The 13089-nt window shown below is 67.2% G+C and carries 11 protein-coding genes; 5 read left to right on the top strand and 6 right to left on the bottom strand.

The genetic code is table 11. The features are described from left to right. Positions 1 to 95: 95 nt before the first annotated feature. Both WT26_RS06860 and recG read right to left on the bottom strand, forming a co-directional pair. A complete protein-coding gene (locus WT26_RS06860) occupies positions 96 to 1055 on the bottom strand; it encodes a LysR substrate-binding domain-containing protein (protein ID WP_006483664.1) in 960 nt (319 codons plus the stop codon). 125 nt (positions 1056 to 1180) lie between these two features. Next, the gene (gene recG / locus WT26_RS06855; RefSeq protein ID WP_069272440.1) at positions 1181 to 3496 is read right to left on the bottom strand and encodes an ATP-dependent DNA helicase RecG; all 2316 of its coding nucleotides are present in this window, start codon (positions 3494 to 3496) and stop codon (positions 1181 to 1183) included. A gap of 167 nt (positions 3497 to 3663) precedes the next feature. Between recG and queA the strand changes: the two genes are divergently transcribed. From queA to secF, 5 genes are all read left to right on the top strand, one after another. Continuing rightward, positions 3664 to 4728 carry a tRNA preQ1(34) S-adenosylmethionine ribosyltransferase-isomerase QueA gene (gene queA, locus WT26_RS06850; RefSeq protein ID WP_069272439.1) on the top strand — a complete coding sequence of 355 codons (1065 nt, stop codon included), beginning with the start codon at positions 3664 to 3666 and terminating at the stop codon, positions 4726 to 4728. Between the two features lie 109 nt (positions 4729 to 4837). Then, on the top strand, positions 4838 to 6019 hold the full coding sequence (tgt, locus tag WT26_RS06845) for a tRNA guanosine(34) transglycosylase Tgt (RefSeq protein WP_069272438.1): 1182 nt from the start codon (positions 4838 to 4840) through the stop codon (positions 6017 to 6019). Positions 6020 to 6252: 233 nt separating this feature from the next. After that, complete coding sequence (gene yajC, locus WT26_RS06840) at positions 6253 to 6576, top strand: preprotein translocase subunit YajC (RefSeq protein WP_006476868.1); 324 nt, start codon at positions 6253 to 6255, stop codon at positions 6574 to 6576. A 105-nt stretch (positions 6577 to 6681) separates the two neighbouring features. After that, complete coding sequence (secD, locus tag WT26_RS06835; protein WP_069272437.1) at positions 6682 to 8703, top strand: protein translocase subunit SecD; 2022 nt, start codon at positions 6682 to 6684, stop codon at positions 8701 to 8703. 16 nt (positions 8704 to 8719) lie between these two features. Next, the gene (gene secF / locus WT26_RS06830; RefSeq protein ID WP_021163787.1) at positions 8720 to 9670 is read left to right on the top strand and encodes a protein translocase subunit SecF; all 951 of its coding nucleotides are present in this window, start codon (positions 8720 to 8722) and stop codon (positions 9668 to 9670) included. An 81-nt stretch (positions 9671 to 9751) separates the two neighbouring features. Here the strand turns inward: secF and WT26_RS06825 are convergent, their stop codons facing one another. The 4 genes from WT26_RS06825 to WT26_RS06810 all read right to left on the bottom strand — a co-directional run bounded on the left by WT26_RS06825 (position 9752) and on the right by WT26_RS06810 (position 13041). Further along, positions 9752 to 11029 (bottom strand): MFS transporter, encoded by a 1278-nt coding sequence (locus WT26_RS06825; protein WP_059528926.1) that lies wholly within the window; start codon positions 11027 to 11029, stop codon positions 9752 to 9754. Between the two features lie 222 nt (positions 11030 to 11251). Beyond that, a complete protein-coding gene (locus WT26_RS06820; protein WP_069272436.1) occupies positions 11252 to 11845 on the bottom strand; it encodes a YceI family protein in 594 nt (197 codons plus the stop codon). A 66-nt stretch (positions 11846 to 11911) separates the two neighbouring features. Continuing rightward, entirely contained in the window at positions 11912 to 12472 is a 561-nt protein-coding gene (locus WT26_RS06815) for a YceI family protein (RefSeq protein WP_059529711.1), read from the bottom strand. Between the two features lie 8 nt (positions 12473 to 12480). Then, positions 12481 to 13041 carry a cytochrome b gene (locus WT26_RS06810; RefSeq protein WP_069272435.1) on the bottom strand — a complete coding sequence of 187 codons (561 nt, stop codon included), beginning with the start codon at positions 13039 to 13041 and terminating at the stop codon, positions 12481 to 12483. Positions 13042 to 13089 lie beyond the last annotated feature (48 nt).

The raw sequence follows: 13089 nt of genomic DNA, 5'->3' as shown, positions 1-13089 counted from the left end.
TTTTTTGAAATCAATAAATTTCATCTATACGATAGGCAAAAATAAACGGGGCCGCAAGGCCCCGTCCCCGAACTGCGACCACAGGCCGCGCCTGATCAGTTCATCGTCGCCGGCATGTCGAGCTTCGCGACACCCGGCAGCTCGCAGGCGGAAATCGCGTCGCTGATCGCGTCGATCGCGGGCATCCGCGTGAAGCTCTTGCGCCATACGAGCACCACGCGGCGGTCGGGCACCGGCTCGTTGAACGGCACGTACGACAGCAGTTCGGCGTCGGGGCCGTTCGCGCGCGGGCCGATCTCGGCAACCGACATGCGCGGCAGCACCGTGATGCCGACGCCGCTCGCGACCATGTGGCGGATCGTCTCGAGCGACGAGCCCTCGAAGGTCTTCTGGATGCCGTCGGCCGTCTGCGAGAAGCGCATCAGCTCCGGGCACACGCCGAGCACGTGATCGCGGAAGCAGTGACCGTTGCCGAGCAGCAGCATGGTTTCCTGCTTCAGGTCCTCGGCGTCGATTTCGTCGCGCTTCTCCCACGGGTGGCCGGCGGGCAGCGCGACGACGAACGGCTCGTCGTACAGCGGGCGCACCATCAGGCCGGTTTCCGGGAACGGCAGCGCCATGATCGCGGCGTCGATCTCGCCCTGCTTCAGCAGTTCGAGCAGCTTGAGCGTGTAGTTTTCCTGCAGCATCAGCGGCATCTGCGGGACACGCTGGATCATCTGCTTGACGAGCGTCGGCAGCAGGTACGGCCCGATCGTGTAGATCACGCCGAGGCGGAACGGGCCGACCAGCGGATCCTTGCCCTGCTTCGCGATCTCCTTGATCGCGAAAGTCTGCTCGAGTACGCGCTGCGCCTGCGTGACGATCTGGTCACCGATCGGCGTCACGCTCACTTCGCTCGCGCCGCGCTCGAAAATCTGCACGTTCAGCTCGTCTTCGAGCTTCTTGATCGCCACCGACAGCGTCGGCTGGCTCACGAAGCATGCTTCGGCCGCGCGGCCGAAATGCCGTTCGCGCGCGACCGCGACGATGTATTTCAATTCAGTCAGCGTCATTGTGGGTCAATCAGAGATATACAAGCGATAGGTTTAATTTATACACCCTGTGACACCGGTTCGCCAAGTTTCTCTGCATCGGAATGCGTCGAACGGCGATTCCGGATCCGGCCCCAACCCGCGGATCAAGCCTTCAGGTACTGCTCCCGCGCGCCGAGCCAGCGCGCGAGATGCTGCGTGACGATTTCGGGATACGCGGCAATCAGCCGCGTCGCGGCTTCGCGGGCCGGATCGATCAGCCAGCCGTCGGTCTCGAGGTTCGCGAAGCGCAGCATCGCCGCGCCCGACTGGCGCGCGCCGAGGAATTCGCCGGGACCGCGGATCTCGAGGTCGCGCCGCGCGATCTCGAAGCCGTCGGTCGTCTCGCGCATCGTCTTCAGCCGTTCGCGGCCGGTGAGCGACAGCGGCCCCGTGTACAGCAGCACGCATACCGACGCCGCGGTGCCGCGCCCGACCCGGCCGCGCAACTGGTGCAGCTGCGCGAGGCCGAAGCGCTCCGCGTGCTCGATCACCATCAGCGACGCGTTCGGCACGTCGACGCCGACCTCGATCACGGTCGTCGCGACGAGCAGCTGCACGTCGTTGCGCGTGAACGCTTCCATCACGGCCGCCTTGTCGGCCGGCGACAGCCGGCCGTGCACGAGCCCGACCTTCAGCTCCGGGAGCGCGGCGGCCAGCGTCTCGTAAGTCTCGACGGCCGTCTGCAGCTGCAGCGTCTCGCTTTCCTCGATCAGCGGGCACACCCAGTACACCTGGCGCCCGGTCAGCGCGGCCTCGCGCACGCGGGCGATCACCTCCTCGCGCCGCGCATCGCCGACGAGGCGCGTCAGCACCGGCGTGCGGCCCGGCGGCAGCTCGTCGATCGTCGAAACCTCGAGATCCGCGTAATACGTCATCGCGAGCGTGCGCGGAATCGGCGTGGCCGACATCATCAGCTGGTGCGGCTGGAAGTCGCGCGCGCCGTTGGCCGCGTTCGCGGCCTTGGCCCGCAGCGCGAGCCGCTGCTCGACGCCGAAGCGGTGCTGCTCGTCGACGATCACGAGGCCGAGCCGTGCGAATTCGACCGTGTCCTGGATGATCGCGTGCGTGCCGATCACGAGCTGCGCGGTGCCGAGCGCGGCCGCCTCGATCGCCGCGCGCTTCTCTTTCGCCTTCAGGCTGCCCGCGAGCCACGCAACCGTGACGCCGAGCGGCTCGAGCCACGCGCGCAGCTTGCGCGCGTGTTGCTCCGCGAGAATTTCGGTGGGCGCCATCAGCGCGGCCTGGTAGCCGGCGTCGATCGCCTGCGTGGCGGCCAGCGCCGCGACCACCGTCTTGCCGCTGCCGACGTCGCCCTGCAGCAGGCGCTGCATCGGGTGCGCGAGCGTGAGGTCGCGCGCGATCTCGTCGACGACGCGCGCCTGCGCGCCCGTCAGCGTGAACGGCAGCGCGGCATAGAGCCGGGTCGTCAGCGCATCGGCATCGCTCGCGGTGCGGCGCGGCATCGCGGGCGCCGCACGCGTGCGGCGCTCCTCGTGCGCGCGCTTGAGCGACAGCTGCTGCGCGAGCAGCTCCTCGAACTTGATGCGCGTCCACGCCGGATGCGAGCCGTCCATCAGCGCGGCTTCGTCGGAATCGACGCGCGGGTGGTGCAGGATGCGCACCGCCTGCTCGAGCGTCGGCACGTCGAGCGGCTTCAGGTAGTCGCGCTGGATCTCGGGCGGCAGCAGTTCGGGCAGCGGCGTGCGTTCCACCGCGTTCTCGATCGCCTTGCGCAGGTACGCCTGCGACACGCCGGCCGTGCTCGGATAGACGGGCGTGAGCACCTGCGGCAGCGGCGCATCGGCTTCGACGACGCGCACCGCCGGATGCACCATCTCCAACCCGAAGAAGCCGCCGCGCACGTCGCCGCGCACGCGCAGCCGCTGGCCGACGGCCATCTGCTTGACCTGCGAGCCGTAGAAATTCAGGAAGCGCAGCACGAGCTGCTCGCCGTCGTCGTCCTGGATCTTCACGACGAGCTGGCGGCGCGGGCGATACGCGACCTCGTTGTCGAACACGACCCCTTCGGTCTGCGCGATGCCGCCCGGCAGCAGCTCGCCGATCGGCGTGAGCGTGGTTTCGTCCTCGTAGCGCATCGGCAGATGCAGCACGAGATCGATCGAGCGCGTGAGGCCGAGCTTTGCGAGCTTGTCGACGGTCTTCACGGGCTTGTCGGCCGCGGCCTTCTTGCGCTTCGGCGCGGCCGGCTCAGGCGCGGACGCGGCCGGCTCCGATGCAGCAGGCTCGGCCGTCACGTCGGGCGCGGCGGCCGCCGGCTGCGCGAGCCTGCCGTCGGCGCCGCGACGCGGCGCCGCGCGGCGCGCCCCCGTGCGGGGCGAGGGCGGCGCGGCATCCTCCGCGTCGAACGGATCGGCGGAATCGGCAACGGCAGCGGGGGAACGGCGTGGTGACACAGGCATCGGATCGTCTGGGTGCTTCGCAAGGCAAGTACAATAGCGGCTTTCACGTCGTCCGAACGAACGACGCCGGCCAGGCCGCGCATCCCGTCATCATAGCGGCTCGCGCGCCCCATTTACGCGTTTCCGCGCTGCCGGCGACGCCCGCCGGCCGCTTCGAACCAGCCCGCATGTTCACGCTTTCCGATTTCGATTTCAATCTGCCGCCCGAGCTGATCGCACAAACCGCGCTGCCCGACCGCACCGCGAGCCGCCTGCTCGAGGTCGACGGCACCGTCGCGCCCGCGCGCCTCGTCGACCGCCAATTCGCCGAGCTGCCGTCGTGCATCGCGGCCGGCGACCTGCTCGTCTTCAACGATACCAAGGTGCTGAAGGCGCGGTTCTTCGGCCAGAAGGCCAGCGGCGGCAAGATCGAGGTGCTGGTCGAGCGCGTGACCGGCACGCATACGGCGCTCGCGCAGATCCGCGCGAGCAAGTCGCCGGGCGCCGGCACGACGCTGCGCCTCGCCGATGCGTTCGACGTGACCGTCGGCGAGCGCGTCGAGCCGTTCTTCACGCTGATCTTCCCCGAGCCGTGCCTCGATCTGATCGAGCAGTACGGCCGCCTGCCGCTGCCGCCCTATATCGAGCACGATCCGGACGCGACCGACGAGACGCGCTACCAGACCGTCTACGCGCGCAATCCCGGTGCGGTCGCGGCGCCGACTGCCGGGCTGCACTTCGACCAGCCGATGCTCGACCGGCTCGACGCGATGGGCGTCGAACGCGCGACGCTGACGCTGCACGTCGGTGCCGGCACGTTCCAGCCGGTGCGCGTCGACAACATCGCCGAGCACAAGATGCACAGCGAGTGGTACGACCTGCCGCAGTCGCTCGTCGACAGGATCGCCGCGACCCGCGCGCGCGGCGGCAACGTGATCGCGGTCGGCACGACGTCGATGCGTGCGCTCGAAGCCGCCGCGCGCGCGGCCGACGAAGCGGGCCGCCCGCTCGCGGCCACGCAGGCCGAGACCGACATCTTCATCACGCCGGGCTATCGTTTCCGCGTGGTCGACCGGCTCGTGACCAACTTCCACCTGCCGAAGTCGACGCTGCTGATGCTGGTGTCCGCGTTCGCGGGCGTCGAGACGATCCGCGCCGCTTACCGGCATGCGATCGACGAACGCTACCGCTTCTTCAGCTACGGCGATGCGATGCTGCTCACGCGGCGCGACACGCCGGAGGCCGGCGCGTAAGCGTCGCGCGGCGCGCTACAGTGCGCACATCCGATTTTTACCCGCCGCCGGTATCCCGGTGGCGCACTCAACATGCGCCGGACTGTTTTCCGGTAGCGAGGAGAATGCGATGACCGAAGGTTCATCCCACGATACGCACGCCCACATCCGCCCGCACAACGGCCTGAAATTCGAACTGCTGACGACCGACGGCCACGCACGCCGCGGCCGCGTGAAGCTCAACCACGGCGTGGTCGAGACGCCGATCTTCATGCCGGTCGGCACGTACGGCACCGTGAAGGCGATCCAGCCGCGCGAGCTGCACGAGATCAAGGCCCAGATCATCCTCGGCAACACGTTCCACCTGTGGCTGCGCCCGGGCCTCGACACGATCGACGCGCACGGCGGCCTGCACGGCTTCATGGGCTGGAACAAGCCGATCCTGACCGACTCGGGCGGCTTCCAGGTGTTCTCGCTCGGCGACCTGCGCAAGATCACCGAGGACGGCGTCACGTTCGCGTCGCCGATCAATGGCGACAAGCTGTTCCTGTCGCCGGAAGTGTCGATGCAGATCCAGAAGGTGCTGAACTCCGACGTCGTGATGCAGTTCGACGAGTGCACGCCGTACGCGACCGACGGCGTGCCGACCACGCACAAGGAAGCGGCCGACTCGATGCGCATGTCGCTGCGCTGGGCGAAGCGCTCGCTCGACGAGTTCAACCGGCTCGGCAACCCGAACGCGCTGTTCGGGATCGTCCAGGGCGGGATGTTCGAGGACCTGCGCGACGAATCGCTCGCGGGCCTCGCGGAACTCGGCTTCCACGGCCTCGCGATCGGCGGGCTGTCGGTGGGCGAGCCGAAGGAAGACATGATGCGCGTGCTGCGCCACGTGGGCCCGAAGCTGCCGGCCAACAAGCCGCACTACCTGATGGGCGTCGGCACGCCGGAAGACCTGGTCGAGGGCGTCGCGAACAGCGTCGACATGTTCGACTGCGTGATGCCGACCCGCAACGCCCGCAACGGCTGGCTCTTCACGCGCTTCGGCGACGTGAAGATCCGCAACGCGACGCACAAGAACTCGCTGAAGCCGCTCGACGCGAGCTGCACGTGCTACACGTGCCGGAACTTCTCGCGCGGCTACCTGCATCACCTGCACCGCGTCGGCGAAATCCTCGGCGCGCAGCTCAACACGATCCACAACCTGCACTACTACCTGCAGCTGATGAGCGAGATCCGCGACGCGATCGAGACCCACACGTTCGACGCGTTCCGCCAGCGCTTCGCGGAGGATCGCGCGAGAGGGGTCGACTGACGGGCCGGCTGCCCGCACTGCGGCCCGTCACATGGGACGTGTACTAAATAACGCGTCCCAACGGTCGAACCCGGCCGCCCAATATTACAATTGCCTTTCCAAACGAGTCGCAACGGTACCGGTTCGCGCTTTAACAGCTTGATCCGAAAGCGCATTTGCCGAGCCGTTTGCGCATGGGGCCGGTGGTAGAATAACCGGCTTATTTTTCGATCTTCCCCTACGGAGAGACCAACGTGCCGTTCATTTCCAACGCGTTCGCGCAAGGTGCCGGTGGCGCCGAATCGAGCCTGATGAGCTTCCTGCCGCTCATCCTGATGTTTGCCGTGCTCTACTTCATCATGATCCGTCCGCAGATGAAGCGCCAGAAGGAGCACCGCAACATGCTCGCGGCCATGGCCAAGGGCGACGAAGTCGTCACGAGCGGCGGCCTCGTGGGCAAGGTGACGAAGGTCACCGAAGGCTACATCGGCGTCGAGATCGCCGAAGGCACCGAAATCACCGTGCAGAAGGCCGCGGTCACGACCATTCTGCCGAAGGGCACGATCAAGTCGCTGTAAGCCCTTCACCGAGCGTCCGGCTCCCCGCGCCGTGCCCGCCTGAGAGAGCGGGCCGCCGCGGCGCCGGACGCGACGCTTTCACGCCAACCACCGTTCGGCTCCCTCATGAATCGTTATCCACTCTGGAAATATGTCGTGATGGTCGTGGCGCTCGCCATCGGCCTTCTGTACACATTGCCCAACTTCTTCGGCGAAGCGCCGGCGGTGCAGGTGTCGAGCGGCAAGGCCACGGTCAAGCTCGACTCGACCACGCTGACCCAGGTCGAATCGGCGCTCGCCGCCGCACAGATCACGCCGGACGACGTCACCTTCGAGAACACGGCGACCAACGCGAACATCCGCGTGCGCCTGAAGGACACCGATACGCAGCTGCGCGTCAAGGACCTGCTGCAGAAATCGCTGAATGCCGACCCGAACGATCCGCAGTACGTCGTCGCGCTGAACCTGCAGAGCGCGTCGCCGCGCTGGCTGACCGCGCTGCACGCGCTGCCGATGTACCTCGGCCTCGACCTGCGTGGCGGCGTGCACTTCCTGCTCCAGGTCGACATGACGGGCGCGCTCACGAAGAAGCTCGATTCCGACGCGTCCGACGCGCGCACGCTGCTGCGCGACAAGAACATCCGCGACGGCGGCGTGAGCCGCGTCGACCAGTCCGTGGTCGTCAATTTCAGCGATGCGCAGACGGCGGAAGATGCCCGCAAGCTGCTCGCGCTGTCGATCACCGAACTGCAATGGGCGACCCAGCCCGGCGGCGGCGGCACGCAGGTCGTCGGCACGTTTACGCCGGCCGTGCAGAAGTCCGTCGAGGACGCCGCGCTCAAGCAGAACCTGACGACGCTCCACAACCGCGTGAACGAACTCGGCGTGTCGGAGCCGATCCTGCAGCAGCAGGGCAGCGACCGTATCGTCGTCGAGCTGCCGGGCGTGCAGGACACCGCGAAGGCGAAGGACATCATCGGCCGCACCGCGACGCTCGAAGCGCGCCTCGCCGACCCGATCAACACGCACCCGAACCCGAACGACCCGGTGCCGCCGGGCGAAGAGCTGTTCACGCAGGGCAACCAGGCGCCCGTGCTGCTGAAGAAGGAAGTGATCTTCACGGGCGACCGCATCATCGATGCATCGGCCGGTTTCGACGATCACCAGCGTCCGTCGGTCAACATCCGCCTCGACTCGGCGGGCGGCCGCTCGGTGCGCGCGGTGTCGCGCGAGAACATCGGCAAGCCGATGGCGATGGTGCTGTTCGAGAAGGGCAAGGGCGAAGTGCTGACGGTCGCGACGATCCAGTCGGAGCTCGGCGACCGCTTCCAGATCACGGGCCAGCCGACGCCGCAGGCCGCGGCCGACCTCGCGCTGCTGCTGCGCGCCGGTTCGCTCGCCGCGCCGATGGACATCATCGAGGAACGCACGATCGGCCCGAGCCTCGGCGCCGACAACATCAAGATGGGCGTCCACTCGGTGATCTGGGGCTTCTGCGCGATCGCCGTGTTCATGATCGCGTACTACATGCTGTTCGGCGTGGTCTCGGTGATCGGCCTGTCGGTGAACCTGCTGCTGCTCGTCGCCGTGCTGTCGCTGATGCAGGCCACGCTGACGCTGCCCGGTATCGCCGCTATCGCGCTCGCGCTCGGTATGGCGATCGACTCGAACGTGCTGATCAACGAGCGCGTGCGTGAAGAACTGCGCGCGGGCCAGCCGCCGCAGCTCGCGATCCAGTCGGGCTACGCGCACGCATGGGCGACGATTCTCGACTCGAACGTCACGACGCTGATCGCCGGCCTCGCGCTGCTCGCGTTCGGCTCGGGCCCGGTTCGCGCGTTCGCGATCGTGCACTGCCTCGGTATCCTGACGTCGATGTTCTCCGCGGTGTTCTTCTCGCGCGGGATCGTCAACCTCTGGTACGGCGGCCGCAAGAAGCTGAAGTCGCTCGCGATCGGCCAGGTGTGGAAGCCGGAAGGCGCCGCAGCCAGCGCGGCGTTCGCCGAGGCGGACGATGCGACCGACACCGCGCGTGCCGCGAAGCTCGCCGCGCCCGCGAAGGGCAACGCGCCGCGCACCGGCAAGCCGCAGCTGCGCAACCGCGCGCAGCAAGGCGTGTCGCCGAAGAAACCGGGCTCGACCCAATAAGGCCCCGGAGAAGACCATGGAATTTTTCCGCATCCGTAAAGACATTCCGTTCATGCGGCACGCGCTGGTGTTCAACGTGATCTCGCTGGTCACGTTCCTCGCCGCCGTGTTCTTCCTGTTCCACCGCGGGCTGCACCTGTCCGTCGAATTCACCGGCGGGACGGTGATCGAGGTGCAGTACCAGCAGGCCGCCGAACTCGAACCCGTGCGCGCGACGCTCGGCAAGCTCGGCTACGCCGACGCGCAGGTGCAGAACTTCGGCACGTCGCGCAACGTGCTGATCCGGCTGCAGCTGAAGGAAGGCCTCACGTCCGCGCAGCAGAGCGACCAGGTGATGAGCGCGCTGAAGGCACAGAGCCCGGACGTCACGCTGCAACGCGTCGAATTCGTCGGCCCGCAGGTCGGCCGCGAACTCGCGACCGACGGCCTGCTCGCGCTCGCGTGCGTCGTGATCGGCATCGTGATCTACCTGTCGTTCCGCTTCGAGTGGAAGTACGCGGTGGCCGGCATCATCGCCAACCTGCACGACGTCGTGATCATTCTCGGCTTCTTCGCGTTCTTCCAGTGGGAGTTCTCGCTGGCGGTGCTCGCGGCGATCCTCGCGGTGCTCGGCTACTCGGTCAACGAGTCGGTCGTCATCTTCGACCGGATCCGCGAAACGTTCCGCCGCGAACGCAAGATGACCGTGCAGGAAGTGATCAACCACGCGATCACGACCACGATGTCGCGTACGATCATCACGCACACGTCGACCGAAATGATGGTGCTGTCGATGTTCTTCTTCGGCGGCCCGACGCTGCACTACTTCGCCCTCGCGCTGACGGTCGGCATCATGTTCGGCATCTACTCGTCGGTGTTCGTCGCGGGCTCGCTCGCGATGTGGCTCGGCATCAAGCGCGAAGACCTGATCAAGGAAAAGAAGACCGCGCACGATCCGGACGATCCCAACGCTGGCGCGCAGGTGTAAGCGCGTCGCCGCCTCGGCAAACGAAAAAGGCCGGTTCGCTCGAACCGGCCTTTTTGCTTGTGCGCGCCGCCCTGCTCCGCTTCACCGGAAGCCGAACCGCCGGCGCAGCACGACCAGCGCCGCGAGGCTCAGCACGGCCGCGAACATCAGGTAGAAGCTCGGCGCGGTCTTCATCCCGGTCGCCTTGATCAGCCACGCGATGATGAACGGCCCGAAACCGCCGAAGATCGTCACCGCGACGTTGTACGCGAGCGACATCCCGGTCGTGCGCGTCTGCACCGGAAACACTTCGGACAACAAACCCGGCAGCGCCGCGAAGTAGCCCGTCATCAGGAACGCGAGCAGCACCTGCAGGGCGATCAGCGTGCCGAAACCCGGATGGGCGACCAGGTACGCGAATGCCGGATAGATCAGCACGAGGATGCCGACGGCCGGCGCGATCATCACGCGCACGCGGCCGTAGGTATCCGACCAGTGGCCGACGAGCGGCGCGAACACCATCTGGATCACGCCGACGACGAGGATCGCCGCGAACGCGGCCGACGGCGCGAGGCCGAGCTGCTTCACGCCGTAGGTCGGCATGAACAGCACGAGATAGGTCGCGACGGTGCCGAGCACGACCACGCCCATCGCGGCGACCAGGCGCGCCTTGTGCGACGCGAACGTGTCGCGCAGCGGGTTCGCCGTGCCTTCCGCCGCGAGGAATTCGGGCGTCTCGTCGACCTTCGTGCGGATGTAGTACGCGACCGGCCCGAGCAGCAGGCCGAAGAAGAACGGCACGCGCCAGCCCCACGACGCCATCTGCGCGGCCGAGAGCTGCGCGTTCAGCACGGTGCCGAAGCCGGCGGCGAGCAGCGTCGTGAGCCCCTGGCTCGCGACCTGCCAGCTCGCGAAGAAGCCGCGCCGGCCCGGCACGTGTTCGGCGAGGAACGCGGTCGCGCTGCCGAATTCGCCGCCGGCCGAGAAGCCCTGCATCAGCCGCGCGGCGACGAGGATCACCGGCGCCGCGACGCCGATCGTCCCGTAGGTCGGCAGGACCGCAATGATCAGCGTGCCGGCCATCATCAGCAGGATCGACAGCGTGAGCGCGGCCTTGCGGCCCGCGCGGTCGGCGTACGCGCCGAGCACGATCGCGCCGAGCGGGCGCATGAAGAACGACACGCCGAACGTGCCGAGCGTGAGCAGCAGCGACACGGTGTCGTTGCCGGCCGGGAAGAACAGCTTCGAGATCGTGACCGCGAAGAAGCCGTAGACGACGAGATCGAACCACTCGAGCGCATTGCCGATCGACGCGGCGACCACCGCGCGCCACACGCGCGGCGACGAGGCAATGGGACGGGACTGCGTGACGGCATGCATCGGCGATCTCCTTGTCCTCGTTGTTCGTTCGCGTTCGCGCGGCGGCGCGGCCCGCGCGCCGCCGTCGACGGTTCGGGCGATTATAGACGGCCCGCCTGCGCTGCTTGCATGGCCGCGCGGCCGGCGCGCCGGCGGCGCGCAATAAAAAACCGCCGCGCCCGGCAACGGAGCGCGGCGGTTTCCCGCAGGCGGCCGGCGCGATCGGCGCCGGCGCGGCCCGGCTTACTGCTTGGCGGCGTCCTGCTTGACGGCTTCGGCCGTGATCAGCAGCTTCGTCTTCATCTTGAAGCCGTACTGCTTGCCGTAGTCGAGGCCGAAATCGTCGCGGCTGAATTCGCCGACCGCGTCGACGCCGCACACTTCACGCTTGAGCATCGGATGCGGCATGCACTTGAACGAGTCGATCTTCAGCGTCACCGGCTTCGTGACGCCATGCAGCGTCAGGTTGCCGACCACCTCGGCCGGCTTGTCGCCCTTGAACTTCACGGTGCCCTTGTAGTTCGCCTGCGGGAACTTCGCGACGTCGAAGAATTCGTTCGTCTGCAGGTGCTCGTCGAGCTTCGCGCTGCCGGTGTGGATCGACGCGATGTCGGTCGTCACGTCGACCGTACCCGTCTTCGCCGCGCGATCGAGCGTCACGGTGCCGCTCGACTTGTCGAACTTGCCGCGCCAGACCGACAGGCCGCCGAAGTGGTCGGCCTCGAAGCTCGGGTACGTGTGGGACGGATCGAACTGGTACGTCGACACGTCGGCGAACGCCGGGAACGACAGGGCTGCGGCGAGCGCGCCCGCCGCGATCATCAGTTGCTTGCTCAATTCAATCTCCTTGGAACGTCGCCGCACGCCGGTGCGGCTTCGGGTTGCGATGCCACGCCGCCGCGCTTACTTCGTGGCGACGAGATGGAACTTGATCTGCACTTCGTCCGCGACGACCGACGTGTCCTTCCATTCGCCGGTGCCGACGTTGAAGGTCGAACGCTTGATCGGCAGCACGCCGTCGAACGTCTGCGTCGCGCCGTTCTGCGTGACCGTGACGGGCACCGTGACGGTTTCGGCCTTGCCCTTGATCGTGAGCTTGCCGGTCACGTTGTACTTGTTGCCGCCGGCCGGTGCGATCGCCGACGACACGAACGTCGCCTGCGGGAAAGCCTTCGCGTCGAACCAGTCCTTGCCGGCGACCTGGTCGTTGTACATCTTGTCGCCGAGGTCATAGCTCGCGACGTCGATCGTCATCTGGGCGCTGCCCTGCGCGGCCTTCGCCGGATCGAACTTCACCTGCGCGGAAAACTTCCTGAACGCGCCTTCGGTCGGCACGTTCATCTGCTTCGATACGGCGGACACCTTGCTCTTCGCGAGATCGACATCGGCGTGCGCCGCGCCCGACGCGACAAATGACACCGCGGCGAGCGCGGCCAGCATGGAGCGGGAGAAAGACACTTTCATGGGATCCTTCATTTGGCAGAGGGAAGCATCCGCGACAGCAGGCCGTCGCGGTCCAACAACTGGTGCTTGAGCGCCGCGAGCACGTGTATCGCGACGAGCGCAAGCAGAATGTAATTCAAAGACACGTGGAGCGTCTTGAAGGTTTCCTTGAGCGCCGGATCGGGGTCGATCAGCCGCGGCAGCGGCACGATGCCGAGGTAGACGACCGGGATGTTCGAGGCCGAGCTGTACAGGTAGCCCGTCACGGGGATCACGATCATCAGCACGTACAGCAGCATGTGCACGCCGTGCGCGGCGATGCGTTGCAGCGCCGGCATGCCCGCGGGCGCCGGCGGCGGCACGTGCGTCGCCCGCCACAGCACGCGGATGACGGCCAGCACGAACACCGTCACGCCGATCCACTTGTGCCACGAGAAGTATTTCAGCTTGGTCGGCGTGAAGCCGGGGATGTCGGTCATCACCCAGCCGAGCGCGAAGCCGCAGATGATCAGCAGCGCGATCAGCCAGTGCAGCGCGATCGCGGTATGCGCATAGCGTGCCGGCACGGCCGGCGTCGATTTCGATACCATGGATTCCTCAGTTCAGCGAACAGCCGCGCCGGCCCTTCGTCCGACGCT

The sequence above is a fragment of the Burkholderia cepacia genome, from assembly GCF_001718835.1.
GTDB lineage: Bacteria > Pseudomonadota > Gammaproteobacteria > Burkholderiales > Burkholderiaceae > Burkholderia > Burkholderia cepacia_F.
Note: the sequence above shows the minus strand (reverse complement) of the source record. Positions and strands in the feature narration are given on the sequence as shown.

Coding starts and splice junctions, on each gene's coding strand:
- secD (WP_069272437.1), top strand. CDS start 6,682: ATGAATCGTTATCCACTCTGGAAATATGTCGTGATGGTCGTGGCGCTC.
- queA (WP_069272439.1), top strand. CDS start 3,664: ATGTTCACGCTTTCCGATTTCGATTTCAATCTGCCGCCCGAGCTGATC.
- WT26_RS06810 (WP_069272435.1), bottom strand. CDS start 13,041: ATGGTATCGAAATCGACGCCGGCCGTGCCGGCACGCTATGCGCATACC.
- WT26_RS06815 (WP_059529711.1), bottom strand. CDS start 12,472: ATGAAAGTGTCTTTCTCCCGCTCCATGCTGGCCGCGCTCGCCGCGGTG.
- WT26_RS06825 (WP_059528926.1), bottom strand. CDS start 11,029: ATGCATGCCGTCACGCAGTCCCGTCCCATTGCCTCGTCGCCGCGCGTG.
- secF (WP_021163787.1), top strand. CDS start 8,720: ATGGAATTTTTCCGCATCCGTAAAGACATTCCGTTCATGCGGCACGCG.
- recG (WP_069272440.1), bottom strand. CDS start 3,496: ATGCCTGTGTCACCACGCCGTTCCCCCGCTGCCGTTGCCGATTCCGCC.
- WT26_RS06860 (WP_006483664.1), bottom strand. CDS start 1,055: ATGACGCTGACTGAATTGAAATACATCGTCGCGGTCGCGCGCGAACGG.
- tgt (WP_069272438.1), top strand. CDS start 4,838: ATGACCGAAGGTTCATCCCACGATACGCACGCCCACATCCGCCCGCAC.